The organism is Microbacterium sp. 20-116, from assembly GCF_041079415.1.
GTDB lineage: Bacteria > Actinomycetota > Actinomycetes > Actinomycetales > Microbacteriaceae > Microbacterium.
Genome location: NZ_JBFYGP010000001.1, coordinates 81,358 through 106,094, shown reverse-complemented (window position 1 = coordinate 106,094; position 24,737 = coordinate 81,358). Strand labels below are relative to the sequence as shown.

The following is a 24,737-nucleotide window of genomic DNA, read 5'->3' as shown; positions in this document are numbered from 1 at the left end:
CTCGTCTCGGGTCGGCTGCGGTCGGTGCAGCTGGGGGGGAACGGCCCTCCGATCGGGGGCCGGGGCGGCTCGTCGATGCGAGCCAGCGCCCGAGTAAGTAAAGTTAGGCTAACCAAACTTTGTCAAGCATGCCCCGGCCGAGAGGACCCCGCGACGTGACGCTCTTCCGCGTGCCCGAACGACGGGATGTCGGGATGCCGCGCCTGCAGCGCCGACGCCGGGCGGCGATCCCGCTGCTCGGCGCGATGCTGCTCGTCGCCGTGGCACTGAGCCTGGCTCTGGGGGGTCGGGAGATCTCCTTCCCGTCCCTGATGGACGCCGTCTTCTCGCCGAGCACCTCCGACCAATCCGCCGTGGTGTGGGGACTCCGTGCGCCGCGCACCGCGGTCGGAATCCTCGCCGGGGCCGGTTTCGCCGTCGCGGGAGCCCTCATCCAGGCCGTCTCGCGCAACCCGCTCGCCGAGCCCGGCATCGTCGGGGTGAGCGCCGGCGCGGGTTTCGCCGTCACGGTCGCCGCCGCGGCGTGGGGCGTCGCCTCGCCCTCCGCCGTGGCGGGCGTGGCCTTCGCGGGAGCACTGGTCACCACGGCCGTCGTCCTGGCGATCGGGCGCACCGGCCGCCCGGGAGGCTCGGCCCGCACGCTGCTGGCCGGGGTCGCGATCGCGGCGATCCTCGGCGGCCTGTCGACGGGCATCGCCCTACGCGACACCTCGGCCTTCACCGCCGTGCGCAACTGGGCGCTCGGCTCGATCGTGGCGACCGGCTACGACCAGGCGCAGGTCATGGGCCTCGTCATCGCGGCCGGGGTGGTGCTGGCGTTCGTGTGTGCCCCGGGGCTCAACGCTCTCGCCCTCGGCGACGAACTCGCCACCTCACTCGGCACCCGCGCGGCATGGGTCCGCGGCGCCGGCGTCGTCGCGATCGCCCTGACCGCCGGTGGGGCGACGGCTCTGACAGGCGGGATCGTCTTCCTGGGCCTCATGGTGCCGCACGCGATGCGCTGGATCGTCGGTCCCGACCAGCGATGGATCCTGGCGACATCGCTGCTGGCCGGACCCGCGCTCGTGCTCGTCGCCGACGTCATCGGACGTCTCGTCGCCGCACCCGGGGAGATCCCCGTGGGCGTGGTCGTCGCGGTCGTCGGGGCGCCGGTGCTCATCGCGATGGTCCGCCGCCGGGAGGTGAGCGGACTGTGAACGCGATCGCCACGCCGTCCCCCATCATGACGCTCCGCCGCCGGGAGGTGAGCGGACTGTGACGCTCGCTCCCCCGCCGTCCTCACGCGAGGGCGAGCCGACCGCCGCCCCCGCCGCACGGCATCCCGCCATCCGGCCCCGCGGCGCACGGCGCCGTGTCGTGGTGGTCACGACCGCGCTGTTCCTCGCCGCCGTTGTGCTCGCGGTCCTGTCCCTGACGCTCGGGAAGTACCCCATCGCTCCCGACCGCCTCCTCGCCGTGGTCCTGGGCACCGGCAGCGACTTCGAGCGACTTGTGCTCGTCGAATGGCGTCTTCCGACGGCGATCGCCGCGGTCGTGTTCGGCGCCGCCCTGGGACTCGCGGGCGCGATCGTCCAGCGCCTCACCCGCAACCCCCTCGGCTCCCCCGACCTCGTCGGCATCGACGTGGGCGCCTTCACGGGCGTGGCGATCGCGATGATCCTGCTCGGCGCCAAGGGCTTCTGGCAGGTCGCCGCCGCGGCGTCCCTCGGCGGTCTGCTCACGGCCGCGCTCGTGACGGTGCTCGCGTATCGGGGCGGGCTGTCGACGTTCCGCCTCATCGTCGTCGGCATCGCGGTGGCCGCGGCGCTCGGGTCCGTCAACGCCTACCTCCTTACCCGCGCCGACGTGGGCGACGCGATGTCGGTCGGTCTCTGGGGCGCAGGCTCGCTCGACCGGGTGTCGTGGCAAAGCCTCGGGCCGAGCATGGTGATCCTCGTGCTCGTCGGCGCCGCCGCGCTGCTCACCACCCGGTCGCTGCGCAGCCTCGATCTCGGCGACGACGTCGCCACCGCTCACGGCGTCGCGGTCGTGCGTTTGCGTCTGACGCTGATCGCTCTCGCCGTCGTCTTGACCGCGGTCGTGACCGCCAACACCGGTCCGCTCGCGTTCGTCGCACTCGCGGCTCCCCACGTCGCCCGGCGCCTCGCTCCCGGCACGGGCCTCATCCCGGCGATCGGCGCCGGAGCGTTCCTCCTCGCCTCCGCGCAGCTCGTCGCGCTCGTGCTGGGTCTCGCGGGTATCGCTGCTCCCGTAGGTCTGGTCACCCTCTCGCTCGGCGGCGCGTACCTGCTGACGCTGCTCGTCGGTGTGCGGCGGCGGTGACTGGCGGGACGACGGGTCGAGACGCCGCCCTGTGCGTGCGCGCGTGCACCGACGCTCTCGGCGCACGGCCGGAGCCGGTCGACGACCGCGGCCACGACCCGTGGACGGGCGCAGCCCGCGGCGTTTCGTCGGGCGGTCACGCCGTGGTTGACCGACCTCCCGCGGAGACGGCGGCTCGCGGAGTCGGCCGCCGCGTCTCTTTCAGCGCCGCCCGCGCCCCAGCTCCCACAGAGCCACCGCGCTCGCCGCGGCGACGTTGAGAGAGTCCACTCCCCCGGCCATCGGGGTCGTCACCACGGTGTCGGCCGCGTCCAGCGCGCGGCGTGACAGCCCGTCGCCCTCGGCCCCCATCAGCAGGGCGACGCGCTCGTGCCCCGCCGCCGAGAAGTCGTCGAGGGTGACCGCGTCGTCCGACAGCGCGAGGGCCGCGAGATGCAGCCCCGCATCGTGCAGCAGGGGGGCGGCCTCCGACCATTCGGGCAGTCGCGTCCACGGCACCTGGAACACCGTCCCCATGCTCACGCGCACACTCCGGCGGTACAGGGGGTCGGCGCAGCGGGGCGTGACGAGCACGGCATCCGCACCGAGGGCCGCCGCCGAACGGAAAGCCGCCCCGACGTTGTGCACCTTGTACGCGCCAAAAATACATGGAATCAGATGACGCCTATGCCATCATCGGGGCATAACCGATGGGGGGAACATGTCGGATTCGATCAGTCTTCCGAAAGTGCCGGCCAATGCCTGGCGCGTCCTTCGTGCGCGGGCGGCGAGTGCACCGTCGACCAAGTTCACTGCTAGCTCAGTGGCCGCGATGCTGTCTATGTCCAGCCCCAAGAGTGCTGGAGACAATGTCGTCTACCCGATGCGGCGTCTTGGCCTCCTCGACGAAGATGGGAACCTCACGCCCCGCGGGAACAAGTGGCGTGTCGACGGGACATATGAGGAAGCGTGCGATGAAATCCTCGCTGAGGTCTATCCCGATGAGCTAGCTGGCTTGACGGATAACAATGGTCAGCCGGATCGCAGCGCAGTCGTAACCTGGCTTCACCATAAGGGTCTCGGCGAGTCCAACGCCAAGCAGATGGCCAGCACGTACGTGCTCATCGCCTCGCGAGTGCCACCGGATCCCGCCGCCGCGAACGCGCCATCGAAGGGCAGTGGGAACTCCTCCCGGAAGAACAGCGGGTCCGCTCGTAGCAAGAAGCAAGACGACGTAACGAGCGATGTGGCCCGCCAGGAGCAAGCTGCCGCCAACGGCTCCGCAGATATCAAGCAATTGCCGCATGCACCTAGCAACAATGAGCAGGTCAAGCACGGCACCGGTCCGCAGATACACCTCGATATTCAGATTCACATCCCCGGCACCGCGGATGCCGAGCAAATCGACGCCATCTTCGCAAGCATGGCTAAGCATCTGTACCCGTGAATGAGAACGACGCAGAGGTCGTTGCGCTGGCTCGGGGGCTGAGCGCCGACCTAGCGGAGTACGCCACCGCCGCCAACGCGAGCGGTGAGCCGGGGCCGAGCCTGCCTCCCGAGGACGATCGTCTCGCTCAGTTCGATGATCGAGTCCTCGACGTAGACCTCCGAGCTGCAACTCGAACTCGGTTTGTGGCCGAGCACTATGCGGACGCAGTGGAGGCCGGGGTGAAAGCGCTGTGCGAGTGCATCCGGGGACGAACTGGCCGGTCCGAAGACGGGGACGCACTTATGACAGTCGTCTTCTCCCCTAACGCTCCGCTCCTGCGGATCAATAGGGGAAAGTCAAAGTCCGACGAGAGCGAGCAGCGCGGTCACATGTTTCTCTGCCAGGGCATCATCGGAGCATGGCGGAACCCAAGGGCTCACACTCTCATCGACGACTCTCCCGAGCGTGCTCTCATGATGCTGTCGACGATTGACGAGTTGATACGTGTGACAAAGGCCGCAACGCGCACGCGCAAGAAGAGACCGTAGGCCGTCATGGATTCACTGGCGCAGTGCCCAGAGAAGAACTGCGGACGCGGAAGCGACGTTGAGCGAATCTACCTCGTTTGACATGGGTATCTGGAGCACGCGATCTGCCTTTGCGATTGTCGTTCCCGCCAGCCCATGACCTTCGCTGCCTAGGACCAAGGCCAGCTTGTCGCCCGCCGGACGTTCGAAATCGTTCAGACTGACTGCGTCTGCGCGGAGCGCCGCGGCCAGAACCTCGAACCCATGTTCCCGAAGTAAATCAATCCCACGGGGCCAGGAGTCCAATCGAGTCCACGGCACTTGAAACACGGTCCCCATGCTCACTCGAACGCTGCGTCGGTAGAGGGGATCGGCGCATCCTGGAGTGATGAGAACCGCATCTACTCCCAGCGCTGCGCAGTTCCGTATGATCGCCCCGATATTCGTATGGTCGACGATGTCCTCGAGCACGACGACGAGCCGCGCGTCTCTCACGACCTCTTCGACGGATGCCAGCGCCGGACGATGCATGGACGCCAAGAGCCCCCGGTGCACCGTGTACCCCGTGATCCGCTCCGCCGTCTCGGACGAGACGACGTAGATCTCGGCATCCTCTCCGACGAGGGCGAGGGCATCGGCGAGGAACTTGTCCTGCACGAGCACGGAGCGCGGACGGTGCCCCGCGCGGAGGGCGCGGTCGAGCACCTTCGAGGACTCGGCGATGTAGAGCCCGCCCGCGGGCTCGGCCACCCGGCGCAGCGACACATCGGTGAGGTCGCGGTAGTCGGCGAGGCGCGGGTCGTCGGCGGAGTCGAGAGGGATGACGGGCATCGTCCCATCGTGCCAGCCGGGCCGCACTCCGGCCGCGCCCTCCCCCGCCGAGTGTCCACGACACACCGCGACCCCGCGGGCCGTGGCGGCGTGTCGTGGACACTCGACCGGCGAGCAGGGCTCGCCGCCGGATGGACGCGACCGCGCCCGCCTCACGCGACGTGCAGCACACTCCCGCCCGCGACCACGAGCATCCGCTCGGGCACGCGCACCAGAGCGTCGAGGGGGTTCTCGGCCTCGACGAGCACGATGTCGGCGCGCGCGCCCTCGACGAGGTCGTGCACCTCGCGCCCCACGGCCCAGGCGCCCGCGCTGGTCGCCAGCCGCATCACGCGCAGCAGGTCCTCATCGCGCGCGAGGCCCGCCGCGCGGGCGTACTGCCACGCGATACCCAGGGTGTCACCGGTGCCGTAGGGGCTCCACAGATCCCGGATGCCGTCGGTGCCGAACGCGAAGCGCACGCCGGCCGCGTCGAGCTCGGCGAGGGGCAGCTGCGGCACGCGGAGCGGGGCGACCGTAGTCATCGTGACCCCGACCTCGGCCATGGCCGCGAGCAGGTCGCGGCGACGCGCCGGGTCGAGCTGCGCGACGGCGAAGCCGTGGGCGACGTTCACGCGGCCCGCGAGCCCGAGGCGCGCGGCGCGGTCCACGAGCAGCTCGATCTGGAACGCGCCGAGCTCGGCGGGGTCGTGCAGGTGGATGTCGATGCCCGCGCCCGTGTCGGCGGCGAGCTCGGCGATCGCGTCGATCTGCCCCACCGGGTCGCGGTCGATGGTGGCGGGGTCCAGCCCGCCGATCCACTCGACGCTCGGGCGGGTCGCTGCCTCGCGCAGAAGGTCGAGGACACCGGGGCGACGGAGGATTCCGTCCTGCGGGAAGGCGACGATGCGCACGTCGAGCGCCCCCTGATAGGCGGCGGCGGCTTCGTCGACCGCGTCGATGCCGCGCAGGCCGAGCTCGGCGTCGACGTCGACGTGGGTGCGGATCGCGGTGGTGCCGTGGCGGACGAGCTCGCGCAGCACGTACGCGGAGCGCTCGAGAGAGGGGATGCCGAGGCGATCGCGCTCGGCGCGTTCGTGCCGGATGCGCCCCTCGGTGCTCCCCTCACCGCCGTAGGACTGCCAGGGCAGTCCCCACCACGACTTGTCGAGGTGGGCGTGGGCGTTCACGAGGCCCGGCAGCGCCAGCAGACCCCGTCCATCGAACTCGCGCACCCCGATCGGGGCGGTCCCGGCGGGGGTGATCGCGGTGATGATCCCGTCGGCCATCGCGATGTCGACGGGATCGCCACCCCAGGGCCGCACACGGCGGAGGCAGGTGATCTCGAGCATGGCGGGTGGGGGGAGAGCGCTCATCCCTCCAGTATCGACGCCACAGGCCCGCGGCCACCGGGGGTGTGCCCGCTGCACCGCGTCCGGTACGCGCGGACCGGACGCGGTGCCCCGCCGTAGACTCGACGACACGGAGGTGTGCATGACCGACACGACGGAGGAGACCGAGTTCTCGGCATCCATCGATCGCGCCGTCGACGTGCTCGCGGGCCGCAAGATCGCCGTGTTGACGGGCGCGGGCGTGTCGACCGACTCGGGGATCCCCGACTACCGGGGCAAGGGTGCACCCACGCGCACGCCCATGACGGCGCAGCAGTTCCTCTCGAGCGCCGACGCCCGTCGCCGCTACTGGGTGGGCAGCCACCTGGGCTGGAAGGTGTTCGCGGCCGCGCAGCCGAACGACGGCCATCGCGCCCTCGCCGATCTCGAGTCCGCGGGAGTCGCCAACGGCGTCGTCACCCAGAACGTCGACGGTCTGCACGTGCGCGCGGGCAGTGGCCGGGTGGTCGAGCTGCACGGCACGATGCGCCGGGTCGGCTGCCTCCAGTGCGGGCAGGTGTTCGACCGCCGCGATCTGGCCGAGCGCGTCGAAGCCGACAACCCCTGGATCACGCTGCCCGAGAACGTCGAGCTCGGCCCCGACGGCGACGTGACCCCGGCTTCGGCCGACGGGTTCGTCGTCCCGGTGTGCTCGGTGTGCGAGGGCACGCTCAAGCCCGACGTCGTGTTCTTCGGCGAGTACATCCCGGTCGAGAAGTTCCGCGAGGCCGAGCAGCTCGTCCACGCGAGCGAGGCTCTGGTCATCGCCGGTTCGTCGCTCGTGGTCAACTCCGGCATCCGACTGGTCGAGCGGGCGCGGCGCAGGCGCCTCCCGGTGGTCATCGTCAACCGCGGCGAGACCCGCGCCGACCAGCGCGCGGCGGTCAAGATCGACGGCGGCACGACGCACGTGCTGCGCGCTCTCGCCGACCGACTGCCGGCCCTGCTCTGAGACCCGGCTCCTCTCGCGCGGCGAACTGCCAGGCGAACGGCGACGCTGTGATCGCGCGACGACTCCGCGGCCGCATGCGCCCGCGGGGAGGGGCGGCCCGCGCCATCCGGTGCCGCGCCCACCGCCGTCACCGCTCCCGCGTGAAGCCCACCACTCCGCCGTCGAGGAACGCCCGGTGCGCCCCGCGCACGGTCATGCCGGTGAGACGCTCGATCGCGGAGGTCGCCCCGGGGCGCAGCTCGTCGTGGCGTCGCACGAAGACCTCGTGGGCGCGGGGGGCGTTCCACCCCGCGGGCAGCAGGTCGGCCGGCAAGTCGGGATCGGTGAAGGGGAAGCGGCGGTAGTCGTCGGTGAGGCGCACGCGGGCCACCAGGGCATCGTCGTCGGTCCCGCCGTCGGCCGGGCTGTCGTGCCGCGCCACGAACGTGCCGTACAGCGCGTCGAGCGCGTCGAGGTCCCACCCGCGCGCGGCGATCGATCGGTCGTGGTCGAGGTCGCCGCTGCGGCTGAGGAACACGTCGGAGCTCACGCCGTTGGTCTCCATCAGGTCGCGCGCTGCGGCCATGCGGTCGCCGGGTGCGACCCAGATCGCGGGCTGCAGCTGCCCGAAGCCCAGCCAGGTGAGCTGTTTGCGCACCTCGTCGCGGGCCGAGCGGTCGCCCGCGCGCGTCGCGATGAGCGTCCACTGGCCGCCCCACTCGCCCGACACGTGACGGAAGATGCGTTCGCGTCCCTCGTCGAGCAGCTGCCAGGCCTTGGGCGAGAGCACGTAGGTGGTCAAACGACCGTCACGGCGGGTCTCGAACCATCCCTCGGCCCGCAGGCGCGACATCACCACGCGGGTGGTGGCCGGTTCGACCTCGAAGAGCTGGAGCACGTCGCTGAGTCCGCGCAGCGGAGCCTCCCCGTCGCCGCAGTAGCGGAAGTAGTCTCCGAAGAGCGTGAAGACGAGAGAGCGGGGGCGCATGCGAGAACGTTACCCGACCATCATGTAACGAAGCTATGGCGCAGAACGCGTTTATGTTGCATACTCGTTGCGTCGTGACGGTTCGACATTCTCAGCGAGGAGGCTGACATGCGTATCGCAATCATCGGAGGCGGCCCGGGCGGGCTGCTCTTCGCCGCCCTGGCCGCGCGGAACATCCCCGGGGCTCACGTCGACCTGTTCGAGCGCAATCGCGCCGACGAGGCCTTCGGCTTCGGCGTCGTCTTCTCGAACGCGACGCAGAGCGGGGTGGATGCCGCCGACTCGGCGCTGCGCGAGACCCTCGACGCGTCGGGGGTGCGGTGGGACGCCATCCGCGTCACCGCGAAGGGCGAGACCATGACCTTCGCCGGCAACGGCATGGGCGCCGTGCTGCGCAAGGATCTGCTCGCCGCCCTCCAGCAGCGGGCCGTCGCCGCCGGGGCGCATCTGCACTTCTCCGCCCCGCGATGCATCGACGAACTCGGCGACTACGACGTGATCGTGGCCGCCGACGGAGCGAACTCGCAGACGCGCGCCGCGATCGGCGACGACACCCTGGGGGTGACGTACGAGACGGCCGCGGCGAAGTTCATCTGGTTCGCCACCGACGCCCCCTTCGAGGGCCTCACGTTCCTGCACACCCACGCCGAGGGTCTTCCCGACGACGTCGCCGGCGTCTTCGCGGCGCACGCCTATCCGATCGGCGGCGGCCTGTCGACCTTCATCGTCGAGACCGACGAAGACACCTGGCGCGCCGCCGGTCTCGACGCCTTCGCCCCCACCACTCCCCCGGGCCCGAGCGACGAGCACAGCCAGCACCGGCTCGAGCAGATCTTCGCCCCCCTCATCGGCGGCGCGCGCCTGATCGGCAACAACTCCCGGTGGGGCAACTTCCGCACCATCCGCGCGCGCAGCTGGCACCGCGGCAACGTCGCGCTGCTCGGTGACGCCGTGCACACCGCGCACTTCTCGGTGGGCAGCGGCACGAAGATGTCGCTCGAAGACGCCATCGCTCTCGCCGACGCTCTCGCGGCGCACCCCGACGACGTCGAGGCCGCGTTCCTCGCGTACGAGGGCGTGCGACAGCCGCAGGTCGCCCGCATTCAGGGCGCGGCGCGGCCGAGCCTGTCCTGGTGGGAGAACTTCGGGACGTACTTCCACGCGTTCGAGCCCTGGCAGTTCGGTTTCCACTTCTTCTCGCGCGCCCTTCCCGCGGCCAAGATCGCGCGCCGCGACCCGGATGCCGTGGACCGTGCCCTGCGACAGTGGCAGAACAGGCACGGCGCCCCGCCCCTCGAGTCGGCGGTGACGGGGCTCCTCGACAGACGTGTGCTCGACCGCGACCAGCTGCCCCCGGTCGTCACGGTCGCTGCGGGCGACGGGATCCGTCCCGACGACGCCGTGCGCGAGGCCCTCGCCGGTCACGCCGACGCGTCGGCGGTGCTCGTCACGGGCGGCAGCGCGCTCGATCGCCAGCTCACCGCCGAGGCCGCCCGCCTGCGACACGGCGTGGCGGCGATCATCGACGAGCCCGAATGCGACGAGGATCGCGCCATGACCCTTGTGCTCTCGGGCCGCGCGGATGCGGTGCTGCGATGAAGACGCGCGAGGGGACGACGCCCTGGCCCGCCGACGTCGCCGCGCGGTACCGCGCCGAGGGGCTGTGGCAGGGCCGCACGCTCGGTGACGCGTTCGCCGAAGCCGCGCACGTGCACGCCGACCGGGTCGCTCTCGTCGACGACGAGGTCTCCCTGACCTACACCGAGCTGCACGACAGGGTCGAGGCGTGCGCGGCGCGCCTGATCGATCTGGGCCTCGCCCCCGACGATCGCGTCGTCGTGCAGCTGCCGAACCACTGGACGTTCGTCGTTCTGACGGTCGCGTGCCTGCGGGCCGGGATCGTGCCGGTCATGGCGCTGCCCGCCCACCGTGAGCACGAGTTGCGGCACCTGGTCTCGGCATCCGAGGCCGTCGCGCTCGTCACTCCCGACGCCCTGCGCGACTTCGATCACCTGGCGCTCGCCCGCGCTCTACGGGCGTCGAGCCCGACCGTGCGGCACCTGATCGTGCTGAGCGACGATGACGACGCTCCCGACGCCGTCAGCCTCAGGGCCCTGTGCGCACCGTCCGACGACTCGATCCGTGGTCGGGCGCTTCCGAGGCCGGATGCCGCCGACGTCGCCGTGTTCCTGCTCTCGGGCGGCACGACGGGCCTTCCCAAGCTCATCGCCCGCACGCACGACGACTACCTCTGCAACATCGTCCTGACCTCGCCGCCCTCGGCGGTCGATCGCGACACGGTATACCTCGCGACGCTGCCCATGGGACACAACTTCCCGCTCGCGTGCCCCGGCATCCTGGGCACCCTGCTCGCCGGCGGCGCTGTCGTGCCGTTGGTTTCTCCGCGGCCCGAGCGCGCGTTCGCGGCCATCGAGCGGCACGGGGTCACCCACACCGCCGCGGTGCCCGCGGTGGTCGCCTCGTGGCTCGATCACGCCGGCGCCGTGGGGTTCGACGCGCTCGGGAGCCTCCGCGTGCTGCAGGTGGGCGGAGCGCGCCTCGCCGACGAACTGGCCGAGCGCGTCGTGAAGGGGCTGCCGGGCACGCTGCAGCAGGTGTTCGGCATGGCCGAGGGGCTCATCAACGTCACGCGGCTCGACGATCCGGTCGAGGTCGTCGTCGGTACGCAGGGGCGTCCCGTGTCGCCCCTCGACGAGCTCCGCGTGGTCGACGAGACGAGTGGGCTCGACGTCGCCCCGGGCGCACCCGGCGTGCTGCTCACCCGAGGCCCCTACACGCCGCGCGGGTACTTCGACGCTCCGGAGACGAACGCGCGCTCCTTCACCCCCGACGGCTTCTACATCACCGGCGACATCGTGCGCCGACGTCCCGACGGGAATCTCGTCGTCGAGGGACGCAGTAAAGACATGATCAACCGCGGCGGCGAGAACATCTCGGCCGAAGAGGTCGAGAATCTCGCCTACGCCCTGGCGGGGGTGCGCCTCGCCGCGGCGGTGGCCATGCCGCACGACACCCTGGGTGAGACGGTGTGCCTGTTCGCCGTGCTGTCCGACGGGCACGACCTCGATCTCGGCGCGGTGAGGGCGCACTTCGATGCCTGTGGCGTCGCGGCGTTCAAACGCCCCGACCACCTCGTGACGGTGAACGAACTGCCGTTGACGAAGGTCGGCAAGATCGACAAGAAGGCCCTGCGCGAACGTCTCGTCGCCGAGCGGTCCGCCGAGCTCACCGCATCCTGAACCGGAAGGAGCGTTCGATGTTCATCGACGCCGCGGGGCTCTCCCCCGCCGACACGTACCGTCTGCTCGTCGGATCGGTCGTGCCCCGCCCGATCGCGTGGGTGACGAGCGGGCGGGAGCCCGTGAACCTCGCCCCGTTCAGTTCGTTCACCTGGGTGAGCCAGCATCCCGCGATGCTGGGCTTCACCGTCAACAAGCGCGCGAACGGCCGCAAAGACACCGTGCGCAACATCGAGGAGCAGGGCGAGTTCGTGGTGAACATCGCCGACGAGGCGATGCTCGAAGCGCTGCACGCGAGTTCGGAATGGATGCCGCCGGAGGTCGGCGAGGCCGACCGCCTGGGTCTCGCCCTCGCGGAGTCGCGCGTCATCGGCATCCCGGGCCTGGCCGACGCCCCCGTGCGCATGGAGTGCCGATACCACTCCACGACCGCGTTCAGCCCGACGGGCGGCGAGTTCGTCGTCGGCACGGTGGTCGCCTGGTCGATCCGCGACGACGTCGTGCGGCTCGGCTCGACCGGTGCGGCCAGCATCGACACCGAACTGCTGCGGCCGATCGGCCGTCTCGCCGGCCCGCGCTACACCCCGCTCGGCGAGGTGGTCGAGCTGCCGCCGGTTCCGGGCGGGTGAATTGCTCCACGCGTGAGACCCCATGGGGTCTGCACGGGGGCCGTGCGAGACGTCGACTCACCCAGGTTTGGGAGCGGAGCGCATCGGCGTCGGACGACCTGAGGTGTCCGAGATCGAGAACGGCGATCTCGAGAACACGAAGGTCCGCACGATCCGGTGATACCCGAGGCCGACGGCGGCAGCGTCGTCATCGAGTGCGTCACGGGCGACGCCCGGGCGCATGGTTCGGCGTGGGCCCCGCGCGTGCCGTCCCGCAGTTCCGCTCGGGTGACATCCGCATGCCAGTCGCGTCGCCCGACGCGGAGCACCTCCGCGAGCGGTCGCGACGGAGCGCCCTCAGAACCAGCGTGCGATCGCCGGCAGCTCCCCACCGCCCACGACCCGCAGTCGCCGCGCACCACGGCCGGCGAGCCAGCGCGCGAGGTCGGCCGCGGCGCCCTCGACCACGGGGCCGCCCTCGCCGTACTCCCCCGGTGCGGCGTCTCGGTCGGTGGCCCGCAGCACCACCGCGCCGGGCTCGCTGCGGCGCGTCCAGGCGCGCAGGACGTCGGCGACGATCCCGTCGACCATCTCGGGCGGGAAGTCGAGGAACGAGCCGCCGTTGTCGAGGTCGACCGCGTGCACCCACACTTCCTTGGCCCGCATCCACGCCGTCTCGCGCGCGGGCACCGTGCGTCCCTGCGCGGTGACGACCTCGGCATCCCACTGCGCATCGGTGAGATCACGCCACTCGACGTCGAGGTGCACGGCGGCGTGGTCGACGAGGTGGCGCAGCGCCCGGGTCGGCAGGGTCGCGCCGAGCACGATCTCGTCCCACCGCTGCGTGTCGGAGGCGTACATGCGGTTCTCCACGCCCGTCCGCGCCCATTCGACGAGTCGGGCGACGGCGCGGGCGTTGTAGCCGACATGCGCCACGAGGTGACGACGCGTCCATCCGGGCAGCAGGCTCGGCGCGTCGAGGTCGGCGTCGTCGAGCTGCATGAGCCGCCGGGCGAAGTACGCGGTGCCCCGGCGCGCGAGATCGAGGTGCGCGTGCGGGGCGGCGTCGGCGTCGTAGCGCGCGCCCGCCCCCTGCCGCTCGCGCAGGGCGAGCTGCTCGGGGCTCAGCGGGGCGCCGCTCACGGCTCTTCCGGGACGAATCGGTTGGTCAACGTCCCGATCCCGTCGATCGCGACCTCGACCACGCTTCCGGATGCCAGATACTCGCGGGGTTCGCGGGCGTGCCCGACGCCGCCGGGGGTTCCGGTGAGGATGACGTCACCGGGGCGCAGGGTCGTGATGGTCGAGACGTACCGCACGAGGTCGACGGGGCCGTGGACCAGGTCGTGGATGTCGCCGACCTGCTTCTGCACGCCGTCGACGGTCGTGGTCATCCGGGCGTCAGAGGGGATCTCCTCGGGGGTGGCGAGCACCGGCCCGAGCGGCGTCGAGCGCTCCCATGTCTTGCCCTGCAGCCATTCGCGGGTGCGGAATTGCCAATCGCGCATCGAGACGTCGTTCGCGATGGTGTAGCCGGCGATCGCGTCTTCGGCCTCCTCGTCCGACGCACGGCGCACGGTGGCGCCGATGACGACCGCGAGCTCGCCCTCCCAGTCGACCTCGGGGCTCTCCGGCGGCAAGGCGATCTCTTCACCGGCCGCGGCGAGGGTGTCGGCGAACTTCGCGAACAGCACCGGATACTCGGGCAGCTCGCGCTTCATCTCCAGGATGTGGGCGCGGTAGTTCAGGCCGACGCACACGATCTTGCTCGGTGCCACGATCACGGGCGCATAGCGCACGGCATCCAGCGCGATCACCGCCCCCTCCAGCGACGCCACCGCCGAAGGAGTCCCGGCGCGCAGCACGGCTCCGACGTCGGCGAACCCCTCCAGCACGACAGCGCGATCGCCCTCGACACGGGCGGCGGCGGTGTCACCGTTCCACAGGATGGTGCAGAGCTTCATGGGCGGTTCCCCTCGACGACTCCGGCATACGGAGCGATCACACCGAGGGCCGGGAGAGTTGTGCGGAGCGTCATCGAAGCCTCCCCTCGTCGCGGGCCGTTCGCCCGGTGTGAATCGGAGGGATTTCTGCGGGGGGTCATCGGTCGGTCTCCTCTTCGAACTCGCGATACAGCCCCAGCCCCTCGAAGATCGGGGTGTCGCTGAAATGGAACAGGTCCAGGCGCGTTTCGGCCTGCACGCGGAAGCGGCACCAGCTGGGCACGACGAAGATGTCGCCGTGCTCGACGGTGTGCTCGGTGTCGCCGAGCAGGACCCGGCCGGCGCCGTCGAACACCTGGTAGACGTTTGAGCCGACCTCCTGTCGCACCGGCGTCGAGGCCCCCTCGCGCAGGCGGTGAAACTGCGCGCGGATGGTGGGCATGACGTCTCCCCCGGTGGTGGGGTTCGCGAAGCGCACGGCGGCGTGACCGGGACCGACGGTGGCCGGCATCCCCTCGCTCTCGAGCAGCAGCTGGTCGGTCAGGGCGGCGTCGGTGTGCTCCCAGCGGTAGGCGCCGATCGGGCTCGATACGGTGCGACGCAGGCCGGCCAGCGGCAAGAGGCCCGGATGCGCCCACAGGCGTTCCGAGCGGGAGTAGTTGGGGGTCGCCTCGTCGGTGACCCGCTCGGAACCGAACTCGAAGAACCCCGAGTCCATCTGGTAGGCGAAGGGGATGTCGAGGCCGTCGATCCACGTCATCGACTCGTCGGTCTCGTTGTGGTGCCCGTGGAAATGCCAGCCCGGGGTGAGCAGGAAGTCGCCGCGGCTCATCCGCACCGGATCGCCGTTGACGACGGTCCAGACGCCCTCGCCGGAGGTCACGAAGCGGAAGGCGTTCTGCGAATGCCGGTGCTCGGGTGCCGTTTCGCGGGGGCCGAGTTGCTGAATCGCCGCCCACAGCGTCGGCGAGATGTAGGCGCGTCCGCCCATTCCGGGGTTGGCCAGACCGATCGCACGGCGCTCTCCGCCGCGCCCGACGGGCACGAGATCGCCGGCGCGCTCGGCCAGGGGCTGCAGGGCACTCCACCGCCAGACCCATGGCAGGGCCTTGGGCTGCGGGGTCTGCGGCATGAGGTCGTCGAGCTGCGTCCACAGGGGAATGAGGTGTTGCTCGTCGAATCCTCGGTACAGGGCGCGCAGTTCGGGGGTGTCCTCGGGCTGCATCGCGTTCTCGACCGGGGTGATGGTCTCGCTCATCGGTCCTCCTCGACGTCGGCGTGGTTCCAGGTTGCATTACTTTGCTTCGTTGCGCAACGCACTTTTGTCACACGTTTCGACGAGGCGAGACATTTCCCTTGCGCAAGACACGAATCTGTTACACCATGTCGCCACGGGATGCCGCGGCACGGCGCCACGGCCCCGGTGAGAGCATCGACGCCGATCTGCAAGGAGGCAGAGCATGTCCGAACTCGAGCACCACGCGACCACTTCGTCCGATGGCACTCCCATCTCGTACTTCCGCCGCGGCCGGGGGCCCGCGCTCGTGGTGACGCACGGGAGCATCGCGACGAAGGAGCAGTGGATCCCCGTCAGCGAAGCGCTCGCCGAGCACGTCACGCTCTACGTGTACGACCGACGCGGCCGCGGCGGCACCGGGGATGCCGGTGACTACTCCCTCGCCCACGAGGTCGCCGACATCGCCGCGATGAGGGAGGTCGCCGGCCCCGGAGCACACCTCCTGGGCCACTCGTTCGGCGCCCTCGCCACCCTCGCCTACGCGCGCGAGCACGGCCTCGGCGGCGGCACTCTCCTCGCCTACGAGCCTCCGCTCGCCGTGCAGGGCCCCGTCGCGGGCGACCGCCTCGCCGGATACCGAGAACTCGTGGATGCCGGTGACCTCGACGCCGCCCTCGAGTACGCGCTGGTGAACTTCGTGCGCGTGCCCGCCGAGGCGATCCCGTTCATCCGCGAGACACCGCTGTGGGGCGCCAGCGTGCCCCTGACCCCCACGTGGGTGCGCGAGCTCGCCGAGATCGACGCCCTCGGCAGCGACCTCGCGCCCTACGCGGAGATCGACGACCCCACCCACCTCATCGCGGGCACGGCGACCACGTCATTTCTGTATCAGTCCGCTCACGATCTGGCGAACATCATCCCCGGCGCGGGCATCACCGACATCGAGGGCGCCGACCACTTCGCGCATCTCGCCGATCCGCGAGGCTTCACCCGCGTCGTGGTCGACGCGCTCGATACCGCCGCGGTCGTTCGGTAACCCCCGCCCCCAGGACCGGCCCCCGGCGCGTGCCCCGACCGCGCCGGGGGCCCCACGAGTCTGGACGGTTCCGCCGTCCGACGGAGCGCTCGGGCGCCCGGAGCCTCCGCACGCGGTGCGAGGGAGCGGGCGGCGGGGTACAGGCGGCGGGATGCGCACCCCACCCCCGGGTTAGGCTCGAACGGTGACCATCCTGACTCTGGTGCGACATGGCGAGACCGCGTGGAACTACGAGGGGCGGATCCAGGGCTCGACCGACATCCCCCTGAACGACACCGGTCGTCTGCAGGCGCGGGGCATCGCCGACACGCTCGCCGCCGAGTACGCGGGGCGCGACGTCATCGTCGTGTCGAGCGACCTGGGTCGTGCCGCCGAGACCGCCGACATCATCGCCGCGGCCCTGGGCACCACCGTGTCGCGCCGTTTGCCCGGATTGCAGGAGCGCTCGTACGGCGACGCCGAGGGGATGGACGCCCCGACCTTCTACCGGACCTACGGCCCGTGGCACGCGGCCGACGTCCCCGGCGCCGAGACCTGGCCGGTGGTGCGCGAGCGCGCCCTCACCGCGATCGCCGAGGCCGTGGCATCCGCTCCCGCGGGTGTCGACGTGATCGCCGTCGCCCACGGCGCACTCATCCGCGAGGTCATCATGTTCGCCACCGACGGGGAGTTTCCCCGCGAGGGCGAGCGCCTGCCGAACTGCTCGGCGACGACGTTCCGCCTCGAAGGCGACCGCTGGGAGATGCTGGCCTACGCCGGCGTCGCGAGCTGAGATCCCCGTCTCCGCACAGACCCGGCGTCACGTGAGAACCTGAGGGATCTCCTCACTCCCCCGCGCGCGCCACCACCGAACGCGCGTGCCGCAGGATCGGCTCGTCGATCATGCGTCCCTCGTAACGGAACACGCCCCGCTCCCCCTGTGCCGCGTCGAGGACGCCCCGTGCCCACGAGATGAGATCGGCGCTCGGGGCGTATGCCTCGCGGATCGTCGCGACCTGCCCCGGGTGGATGCACGCCGTGGCGGCGAACCCGGAGGCAGCGGCATCCCGAGCCTCCTCGGCGAGCCCCTCCAGGTCGGCGATGTCGACGTGCACGGCGTCGATGGCCCGCTTGCCGAACGCCCCCGCGGCCAGCAGCACGCGTGCCCGCGCGACGCGTGCGACGTCGCGGTAGCCCCCGTCGTCACGGCGGCTCGACGTACCGCCCAGGCTGGCGACGAGGTCTTCCGCACCCCACATCAGCGCCACGACCTGCGGGAGCGCCGCGAGCTGCTCGGTGTTGACGATCCCTCGCGCCGTCTCGCACAGAGCGATCACCTCGAACCCGCCTGTGGGATCGAGGGATGCCGGCGTCTCGGCCTTCGCGACCATCACGCGCCGCACGCGCGTGAGCGCCAGCGCATCGAGGTCGAGCGCGAAGTCCGGTGTCTCCGGTGCGTTCACCCGCACGATCACGCGCTCGGGGTCGGGATCGGCGGCGATCATCGCCTCGCGCGCCGATGCCTTCGCCTCTGCGGACACGGCATCCTCGAGGTCGAGGATCGCGGCATCCGCCCGCTCGAGGGCCTTCGGCAGCCGTTCGGGGCGATCGGCCGGAACGAACAATAACGCGGGTCCGAGGACGAACGCGCGTGTTGCCGAGCGGGCATCGGAGTGAATCCCGCTCATGCCCGCCCCTCGCTCGCCCAGACCAGCACCGTGCGGGTGGCGGTGGCCACGACCTCGTCGTTCTGCGAGCGCCCGGTGTGCGCCATGACGACCACGCCCTGCCCCTGGCGGGAGGCGGAGGGCCGCACCGACACGATCTCGGTCTCGGCGGCCAGGGTGTCGCCGACGAACAGCGGCGCGGGAAAGCTCACGTCGGTCAGCCCCAGCTGCGCCACGAGTGTTCCCTGCGTCAGCTGCGCGACGGAGAGGCCGACGAGGGTCGACAGCGTCCACATCGAGTTGACCAGGGGACGACCGAAAGGCTGGGTCGCCGCATAGGCGGAATCGAGGTGCAGGGCCTGCGCGTTCATCGTCAGGGTCGTGAACAGGACGTTGTCGGCATCGGTCACGGTGCGCCCGGGGCGGTGCGCGTACCTCTCGCCGACGATGAACTCCTCCAAATACAGGCCGCGCTGCTCGATCATGCGGCAACGGTACCCGCGAGCCCCAGCGCGCGCGAGATCACCATGAGCTGCACCTCGGTGGTGCCCTCTCCGATCTCGAGGATCTTCGAGTCGCGGTAGTGCCGCGCCACGGGGTACTCGTTGATGAATCCGTTGCCGCCGAACACCTGTGTCGCATCCCGCGCGTTCGCCATCGCGGCGTCGCTCGCGGTCATCTTCGCCACGGCTGCATCGACCGTGAAGGGCTTGCCGGCGTCGCACAGCCGCGCGGCGTGCACCCACGCCAGGCGCGCGGTGTGGACGCGGGCGTGCATGCGCGCGAGCAGGAACTGCATGCTCTGGCGCGTCGACAGCCGCTCGCCGAAGACGGTGCGGCTGCGGGCGTAGTCGACGGCGGCCTCGAGGCACCCCTCCGCGGCCCCCGTGGCGAGCGCCGCGATCGCGACGCGGCCTTCGTCGAGCGTGCGCAGGAAGTTCTTGAACCCGTGCCCGCGCTCGCCGAGCAGGTTGGCCTCGGGCACTCGCACGCCGTCGAAGGTCAGCGGGTGGGTGTCGGAGGCGTTCCAGCCGACCTTGTCGTACGCGGGGCCGACGGTGAAGCCGGGCGTGCCGTTGGGCACGATGATCGTCGAGATCTCGGAGCGCTCGCCCGTGCGGCCGGTGACGGCGGTGACGGTGACGAACCGGGTGATGTCGGTGCCGGAGTTGGTGATGAACTGCTTCGACCCGTCGATCACCCACTCGCCGCCCTCGAGCGTCGCGGTGGTGCGGGTGGCCCCGGCGTCGCTGCCCGCCTCGGCCTCGGTGAGTCCGAATCCGGCGAGGGCACGACCCGCGACGAGGTCGGGCAGGTACCGGGCCTTCTGATCCTCGGTGCCGTAGCGGTAGATGGGCATGGCGCCCAGCCCTACGCCCGCCTCGAGGGTGATGGCCATCGACTGATCGACGCGCGCGATGCCCTCGATCGCGACGCAGAGGCTCGCGTAGTCGCCGCCCTGTCCGCCGACCTCCTCGGGGAAGGGCAGCCCGAACAGCCCGAGCTCGCCCATCTGCTCGACCAGATCGAGGGGCAGCTCGTGCGCACGGTCGGCTTCGTACGAGCGCGGCGCGATGACCTCGTCGGCGAACTCGCGCACCATCGCGCTCAGTTCGCGCTCGTCGTCGGTGAAGGCCTGCTGGCTGTCGATGCTCACGGGAGGGTCTCCTTGTGGGAAGGGATGGTGGCGGATGCCGGGCTGGGGGCGGGTGCCGGGACGGGCGCGGATGCCGGGCTGGGGGCGGATCCCGGGGTGCCGGCGGATGCCGGGGTGCCGGCGTGATCGCGGGGCCCGGGGACGCCCGGGGGCACCGCGTCGGCGCGCACATCCTCCGCGATCCGCACATCCTCAGCCCCACCCGCCGCCCCCGCAACGGAGGTTGCGCGAATCGCTGAAGTCCTGCTCGCAACACCAGCGCGATCGTGGGGCCCAGGGACGCCCGGGCGCATCACGTCGGCGCGCATGTCCTCCGCGACGCCGACGCGATCGTGGGGCCCGGGGACACCCGGGGGCACCACGTCGGCGCCCACATCCTCCGCGACCCGCACATCCTCAGCCCCACCCGCCGGCCCCGCGACGGAGGTTGCGCGAATCGCTGAGGTTCTGCTCGCACTGCCGGCGGATGCCGAGGCTCCGGCGTGACCGTCGGGCTCGGAGACCGCGGGGGTCACCGTCGCGACGACCGCGTCGCGGGCGACCTGCGCGCCCGTCGCCGTGTGCAGCCGCACGATGCCGGCGTGTGGTGCGGTGACCGTGTGCTCCATCTTCATGGCCTCGATCGTGACGAGCCGGGCACCGGCCTCGACGGCGTCCGCGTCGGCGACGTGCACCGCGACCACGGTGCCCGGAAGGGGGGCGACGAGGTCGGGGGTCACGGCCCTGGGGCCGCGGCCCGCGGTGGTTCGGCGACGCTCGGCGGCGGCCCGGCGCGAGACGAGACGCAGGCGGTGCGCGACGCCGTCGGCGTGCACCCAGTACTCGACCGGACCGCCCGTCACACGGGCATCGGCCTCGGCCGGACTGACCAGGTGCACACGGCCGCCGTCGTCCTCGAGCGCCAGCGTCCGAGCGGGCGTCGCTCCCCCGGCACGCCAGGCTCCGACGCGACGCCACACCGAGCCGTCGCCCGGGGTCTCGGCATCCGCCCTCGCCCGCTCGGCCACCGCGGCCAGCGCGGTCGGCGACGGTTCTGGGGCCACGGGGGTCCCCCGCCGGTCCAGCAGCCCGGTGTCGAGATCCCCCGCGCGCACGGCGGCGTCGGCCAACAGCGCCCGCAGGTCGGCGATGTTCGTGTCGACGCCGAGCACGACCGTCTCGGCCAGCGCCGCGTCGAGGCGGGCGATCGCGCTCTCGCGATCGGGGCCGTGCGCGATGACCTTGGCGATCATCGGGTCGTACAGCGAGCTGACGACGCTTCCCGTCTCGACGGCGCTGTCGACGCGAGCGGATCCCGGATGCCACAGACTCACGGTCCCGGTCGAGGGCAGGTAGCCGCGCGAGGGCGTCTCGGCGTACACGCGCGCCTCGATCGCGTGTCCCTCGAGGCGGATCTCGGGCAGATCCAGCGCGAAGCCCGCCGCGACCCGCAGTTGCTGCTCGACGATGTCGATGCCGGTGACCATCTCGGTCACGGGGTGCTCGACCTGCAGGCGCGTGTTCATCTCGATGAAGAACGGCTCGTCGAGCCGGTCGCCCGCGACCAGGAACTCCACGGTGCCGGCACCGAGGTAGCCGACGCTCCGCGCCGCGGCCACAGCCGCCTCCCCCAGACGCGCGCGTGTCTCGGGGTCGACCACCGGCGACGGCGCTTCCTCGATCACCTTCTGGTGCCGCCGCTGCAGGGTGCACTCGCGCTCGCCGAGCGAGAGGGTGGTGCCGTGCGCGTCGGCGAGCACCTGCACCTCGATGTGGCGGGGGCGCTCGAGCAGGCGCTCGAGCAGCAGGGTGTCGTCGCCGAAGGCCGCGGCGGCGACCCGGCGGGCGGTCGCGAGGGCGTCGGCGAGGTCGGCGGGGCCCGTCGCGATCGTCATGCCCTTGCCGCCCCCGCCGGCGGAGGGCTTCACGAGCAGCGGGTATCCGACCCGGTCGGCCTCGGCGGCGATCTCGTCGTCGCTCAGCCCCATTGCGGAGAAGCCCGGCACGGTCGGCACGTCGTGCGCCGCGACGTGCTCCTTCGCGCGGATTTTGTCGCCCATCACCTCGAGCGCCTCGACTCCCGGGCCGACGAACACGATCCCGGCCGCGGCGCACGCGCGCGCGAAACCGGCGTTCTCGCTAAGAAAGCCGTAGCCCGGGTGCACGGCCTCCGCGCCCGAGGCCACCGCGGCGGCCACCACCGCGTCGACGTCGAGATACGACGGCACGCGCACGGCGCGGTCGGCCTCACGGGCGTGGGGGGCGTCGGCATCCGCATCGGTGAAGACCGCGACCGAGCGGATGCCGAGACGCCGCAGCGTCCGGAACACCCGGCGCGCGATCTCGCCGCGGTTGGCGACGAGAACGGACGCGAACATCCGGGGCGCGTCGGCACCGGAGCGCGGGGTCGACGTCACGACCGACGCCGGCGGGCTGGAGATCTCGGTCATCTCGCTCACATCCGGAAGAGCCCGAAGGCTCGGTCTGCCAGCGGCACCCGGCTGACGACATCGAGGGCGAGCCCGAGCATCGTGCGGGTGTCGGCGGGGTCGATCACGCCGTCGTCCCAGAGCCGGGCGGTGGCGTAGTAGGGGCTGCCCTGCTCTTCGTAGCGTTCGCGGATGGGCTGCTGGAACGCCTGGTCGTCGGCATCCGTCCACTCCTGACCGCGCGCGGCGCGCTGCTCGCGCGTGACGGTCGAGAGGACGGAGGCCGCCTGCGCCCCGCCCATGACCGAGATGCGGCTCGACGGCCAGGTCCAGAGGAATCTCGGGTCGTACGCGCGCCCGCACATCGCGTAGTTGCCGGCGCCGTACGAGCCGCCCACGAGCACCGTGAGCTTGGGGACGCGGGTGGAGGCGACGGCGGTGACCATCTTGGCGCCGTCTTTCGCGATGCCGCCGGCCTCAGCATCGCGCCCCACCATGAACCCGGTGATGTTCTGGAGGAAGAGCAGGGGGATGCCGCGCTGATCGGCGAGCTCGATGAAGTGCGCGGCCTTGAGGGCGGACTCGCTGAAGAGCACGCCGTCGTTGGCGATGACGGCGACGGGGTGTCCGTGCAGGCGAGCGAAGGTCGTGATGACGCTCTCGCCATAGAGCGCCTTGAACTCGTGCAGGGAATCGGCGTCGACGAGGGTGTCGATGATCGCGCGCAAGTCGACGGGCTGCGAGACGTCGGCGGGGACGATGTCGTAGAGCTCTTCGGGGGCGCGTGCCGGGGGCGCTTGTTCGACCACGTCCCATACCGGGGCGGCCGTCGGCGGCAGAGTGGCGACGATGTCCCGCACGATCTCGAGCGCGTGCTCGTCGTCGTCGGCGAGGTGGTCGACCACCCCCGAGCGGCGGGCGTGCAGATCACCGCCGCCGAGCTGTTCGGCGGTGACGTCTTCACCGATCGCGGCCTTGACCAGGGGCGGTCCGCCCAGGAACACCGTGCCCTGGCCGCGCACGATGACGCTCTCGTCGCTCATCGCGGGGACGTAGGCGCCGCCCGCGGTGCACGAGCCCATGACGGCGGCGATCTGCGGGATGCCGAGGGCCGACAGCTGCGCCTGATTGCGGAAGATGCGGCCGAAGTGATCGCGGTCGGGGAACACCTCGTCCTGCATCGGCAGGAAGGCCCCGCCCGAGTCGACGAGGTAGACGCAGGGCAGGCGGTTCTCGCGGGCGATGTCCTGCGCGCGCAGGTGCTTCTTCACCGTGAGCGGGAAGTAGGCTCCGCCTTTCACGGTCGCGTCGTTCGCGAGCACCATGACGTGGCGCCCGTGCACGAGCCCGATCCCCGCGACAACGCCGGCTCCGGGCGCCTCGCCGTCGTAGAGGCCGTGGGCCGCGAGCGGGGCGACCTCGAGAAAGGGGCTGCCCTCGTCGAGGAGCCGGTCGATGCGCTCGCGCGCGAGGAGTTTGCCGCGGCCCGTGTGCCGTTCGCGCGCGGTGTCCGAGCCGCCGCGGGCTGCGCGGGCCAGGATCGCGCGGAGCTCTTCGACGAGGCCGCGTTGGGTCGGCGCGGGTGCGGCGGTGTCGATGACCGGTGCTGTGCTCATGGCGGCTCCGTCTCGGTGCCGCATCGTCGACGGCACCGTCGTTCCCGTCGGGGTCGTTCCCGCGGGGTGGGGTTTCAGTTAATGTTGGCTAACTGAAATGCCAGGCTAACCCGAGCGGATGCCGATGACAAGAGCGAACGAGGGCCCCCCGGCGATCGCCGGTACGCCACGAGCCGACGCGGCGACTCCCCCCGCCCCCGCGGGCACGGCGCGCGACCGCGCCAAGGCCGATCGCCGCGCGGCCCTGCTCGCCGCCGCGGCCCGCCTCTTCGCCGAACGCGGCTTCGACGGCGTCACCCTCGGCGACATCGGCGAAGCGGCGGGGGTGAGCGGCCCCGCCGTGTACCGGCACGTCTCCAGCAAGCAGGCGCTGCTCGGCGCGATCCTGGTCGACGTCAGCGAGCGGTTGCTGCGGGGCGGACGTGGGGTCGGACACGATCCCCAGACACCCGACGACCGTCTCGCGCGATGCAGCCCCGACACACCCGCCCCGGCGTTCGAGAACCCCGGTCACGGGACCGCCCCCCGCCCGACGAAAGGCCCGGGCGGCGTCCTCGAAGCCCTGGTCGACTTCCACGTCACGTTCGCGCTCGCCGAGGCCGACGTGATCCGCGTGCAGGATCGCGACCTCGACCGCCTTTCCCCCGACGACCGTCGCGCCGTCCGCGACCTACAGAACGCGTACGTCGCCGTCTGGACGGCGGCTCTCGCCGCGCGGAATCCGGATGCCGAGTCCCCGGCCGAGCGCCGCGTGCGCGCCCTCGCGTGCTTCGGCCTGATCAACTCCACGCCGCACAGTGTGCGGGGCGTGCCCGCGTCACGCGTCCGCCCCACCCTGACCCGCATGGCTCTGGCGGCGCTGACGGCGTGAGCTGCGGCATCCGCCCGCCCCTTCATCGCCGCGAGTGTCCAAGAAACCCGGACGCCCCCGACATCGCGCCCGGATGTT

General features: G+C 71.5%; 22 protein-coding genes and 1 pseudogene. 11 read left to right on the top strand and 12 right to left on the bottom strand.

The features are described 5' to 3' along the window. Positions 1 to 155: 155 nt before the first annotated feature. A complete protein-coding gene (locus AB6V29_RS00475) occupies positions 156 to 1,196 on the top strand; it encodes a FecCD family ABC transporter permease (RefSeq protein ID WP_369356426.1) in 1,041 nt (346 codons plus the stop codon). A 58-nt stretch (positions 1,197 to 1,254) separates the two neighbouring features. After that, positions 1,255 to 2,322: a FecCD family ABC transporter permease gene (locus tag AB6V29_RS00470; protein ID WP_369356424.1), complete on the top strand. Its 1,068-nt coding sequence runs from the start codon at positions 1,255 to 1,257 to the stop codon at positions 2,320 to 2,322. Between the two features lie 201 nt (positions 2,323 to 2,523). Here the strand turns inward: AB6V29_RS00470 and AB6V29_RS00465 are convergent. Next, a pseudogene (locus AB6V29_RS00465) lies at positions 2,524 to 2,943 on the bottom strand (TrmH family RNA methyltransferase); the annotation flags it as partial. A gap of 79 nt (positions 2,944 to 3,022) precedes the next feature. Between AB6V29_RS00465 and AB6V29_RS00460 the strand changes: the two are divergent. Both AB6V29_RS00460 and AB6V29_RS00455 read left to right on the top strand, forming a co-directional pair. Continuing rightward, on the top strand, positions 3,023 to 3,748 hold the full coding sequence (locus AB6V29_RS00460; RefSeq protein WP_369356423.1) for a hypothetical protein: 726 nt from the start codon (positions 3,023 to 3,025) through the stop codon (positions 3,746 to 3,748). Beyond that, the gene (locus AB6V29_RS00455) at positions 3,745 to 4,278 is read left to right on the top strand and encodes a TIGR02391 family protein (RefSeq protein ID WP_369356421.1); all 534 of its coding nucleotides are present in this window, start codon (positions 3,745 to 3,747) and stop codon (positions 4,276 to 4,278) included. Before AB6V29_RS00460 ends, AB6V29_RS00455 begins: the two co-directional genes overlap by 4 nt. Before the next feature lie 12 nt (positions 4,279 to 4,290). Here AB6V29_RS00455 and AB6V29_RS00450 read toward each other — a convergent pair whose 3' ends face one another. Then, entirely contained in the window at positions 4,291 to 5,088 is a 798-nt protein-coding gene (locus AB6V29_RS00450) for a TrmH family RNA methyltransferase (protein WP_369356419.1), read from the bottom strand. A gap of 152 nt (positions 5,089 to 5,240) precedes the next feature. Continuing rightward, positions 5,241 to 6,443 carry an amidohydrolase family protein gene (locus AB6V29_RS00445; RefSeq protein WP_369356418.1) on the bottom strand — a complete coding sequence of 401 codons (1,203 nt, stop codon included), beginning with the start codon at positions 6,441 to 6,443 and terminating at the stop codon, positions 5,241 to 5,243. A gap of 118 nt (positions 6,444 to 6,561) precedes the next feature. Here AB6V29_RS00445 and AB6V29_RS00440 point away from each other — a divergent pair, with 118 nt between their 5' ends. After that, positions 6,562 to 7,410 carry a Sir2 family NAD-dependent protein deacetylase gene (locus AB6V29_RS00440; RefSeq protein ID WP_307316571.1) on the top strand — a complete coding sequence of 283 codons (849 nt, stop codon included), beginning with the start codon at positions 6,562 to 6,564 and terminating at the stop codon, positions 7,408 to 7,410. A 127-nt stretch (positions 7,411 to 7,537) separates the two neighbouring features. On the opposite strand, the gene AB6V29_RS00435 is transcribed toward AB6V29_RS00440, so the two are convergent. Then, entirely contained in the window at positions 7,538 to 8,377 is an 840-nt protein-coding gene (locus AB6V29_RS00435) for a PaaX family transcriptional regulator C-terminal domain-containing protein (RefSeq protein ID WP_267787421.1), read from the bottom strand. Between the two features lie 108 nt (positions 8,378 to 8,485). On the opposite strand from AB6V29_RS00435, the gene AB6V29_RS00430 reads away from it, so the two are divergent. From AB6V29_RS00430 to AB6V29_RS00420, 3 genes are read left to right on the top strand one after another with little or no spacing between them, the layout of a single operon-like run. Next, the gene (locus AB6V29_RS00430; protein WP_267787422.1) at positions 8,486 to 9,976 is read left to right on the top strand and encodes an FAD-dependent monooxygenase; all 1,491 of its coding nucleotides are present in this window, start codon (positions 8,486 to 8,488) and stop codon (positions 9,974 to 9,976) included. Then, positions 9,973 to 11,637, top strand: a complete 1,665-nt coding sequence (locus AB6V29_RS00425; protein WP_369356415.1) for a (2,3-dihydroxybenzoyl)adenylate synthase — start codon at positions 9,973 to 9,975, stop codon at positions 11,635 to 11,637. The genes AB6V29_RS00430 and AB6V29_RS00425 overlap by 4 nt, the downstream gene beginning before the upstream one ends. A gap of 17 nt (positions 11,638 to 11,654) precedes the next feature. Continuing rightward, complete coding sequence (locus AB6V29_RS00420) at positions 11,655 to 12,266, top strand: flavin reductase family protein (RefSeq protein ID WP_210076552.1); 612 nt, start codon at positions 11,655 to 11,657, stop codon at positions 12,264 to 12,266. 336 nt (positions 12,267 to 12,602) lie between these two features. Here the strand turns inward: AB6V29_RS00420 and AB6V29_RS00415 are convergent, their stop codons facing one another. The 3 genes from AB6V29_RS00415 to AB6V29_RS00405 all read right to left on the bottom strand — a co-directional run bounded on the left by AB6V29_RS00415 (position 12,603) and on the right by AB6V29_RS00405 (position 15,446). Then, on the bottom strand, positions 12,603 to 13,388 hold the full coding sequence (locus tag AB6V29_RS00415; RefSeq protein ID WP_369356412.1) for a maleylpyruvate isomerase family mycothiol-dependent enzyme: 786 nt from the start codon (positions 13,386 to 13,388) through the stop codon (positions 12,603 to 12,605). Continuing rightward, a complete protein-coding gene (locus AB6V29_RS00410) occupies positions 13,385 to 14,209 on the bottom strand; it encodes a fumarylacetoacetate hydrolase family protein (RefSeq protein ID WP_369356411.1) in 825 nt (274 codons plus the stop codon). Before AB6V29_RS00410 ends, AB6V29_RS00415 begins: the two co-directional genes overlap by 4 nt. A 136-nt stretch (positions 14,210 to 14,345) precedes the next feature. Beyond that, positions 14,346 to 15,446 carry a cupin domain-containing protein gene (locus tag AB6V29_RS00405; protein WP_267787426.1) on the bottom strand — a complete coding sequence of 367 codons (1,101 nt, stop codon included), beginning with the start codon at positions 15,444 to 15,446 and terminating at the stop codon, positions 14,346 to 14,348. Between the two features lie 202 nt (positions 15,447 to 15,648). On the opposite strand from AB6V29_RS00405, the gene AB6V29_RS00400 reads away from it, so the two are divergent. Both AB6V29_RS00400 and AB6V29_RS00395 read left to right on the top strand, forming a co-directional pair. Then, a complete protein-coding gene (locus AB6V29_RS00400; protein WP_289942464.1) occupies positions 15,649 to 16,461 on the top strand; it encodes an alpha/beta fold hydrolase in 813 nt (270 codons plus the stop codon). A 184-nt stretch (positions 16,462 to 16,645) separates the two neighbouring features. Further along, the gene (locus AB6V29_RS00395) at positions 16,646 to 17,233 is read left to right on the top strand and encodes a histidine phosphatase family protein (RefSeq protein WP_369356409.1); all 588 of its coding nucleotides are present in this window, start codon (positions 16,646 to 16,648) and stop codon (positions 17,231 to 17,233) included. 52 nt (positions 17,234 to 17,285) lie between these two features. Here the strand turns inward: AB6V29_RS00395 and AB6V29_RS00390 are convergent, their stop codons facing one another. From AB6V29_RS00390 to AB6V29_RS00370, 5 genes are read right to left on the bottom strand one after another with little or no spacing between them, the layout of a single operon-like run. After that, positions 17,286 to 18,128, bottom strand: a complete 843-nt coding sequence (locus AB6V29_RS00390; protein WP_369356407.1) for a CoA ester lyase — start codon at positions 18,126 to 18,128, stop codon at positions 17,286 to 17,288. Continuing rightward, on the bottom strand, positions 18,125 to 18,592 hold the full coding sequence (locus AB6V29_RS00385) for a MaoC family dehydratase (RefSeq protein ID WP_307316551.1): 468 nt from the start codon (positions 18,590 to 18,592) through the stop codon (positions 18,125 to 18,127). The genes AB6V29_RS00390 and AB6V29_RS00385 overlap by 4 nt, the downstream gene beginning before the upstream one ends. Then, the gene (locus tag AB6V29_RS00380; protein WP_307316550.1) at positions 18,589 to 19,764 is read right to left on the bottom strand and encodes an acyl-CoA dehydrogenase family protein; all 1,176 of its coding nucleotides are present in this window, start codon (positions 19,762 to 19,764) and stop codon (positions 18,589 to 18,591) included. Before AB6V29_RS00380 ends, AB6V29_RS00385 begins: the two co-directional genes overlap by 4 nt. After that, complete coding sequence (locus tag AB6V29_RS00375) at positions 19,761 to 22,193, bottom strand: biotin carboxylase N-terminal domain-containing protein (RefSeq protein ID WP_369356405.1); 2,433 nt, start codon at positions 22,191 to 22,193, stop codon at positions 19,761 to 19,763. Before AB6V29_RS00375 ends, AB6V29_RS00380 begins: the two co-directional genes overlap by 4 nt. A gap of 5 nt (positions 22,194 to 22,198) precedes the next feature. Further along, complete coding sequence (locus AB6V29_RS00370; protein ID WP_369356403.1) at positions 22,199 to 23,788, bottom strand: carboxyl transferase domain-containing protein; 1,590 nt, start codon at positions 23,786 to 23,788, stop codon at positions 22,199 to 22,201. Between the two features lie 124 nt (positions 23,789 to 23,912). Between AB6V29_RS00370 and AB6V29_RS00365 the strand changes: the two genes are divergently transcribed. Beyond that, positions 23,913 to 24,659: a TetR/AcrR family transcriptional regulator gene (locus AB6V29_RS00365; RefSeq protein WP_369356402.1), complete on the top strand. Its 747-nt coding sequence runs from the start codon at positions 23,913 to 23,915 to the stop codon at positions 24,657 to 24,659. Positions 24,660 to 24,737 lie beyond the last annotated feature (78 nt).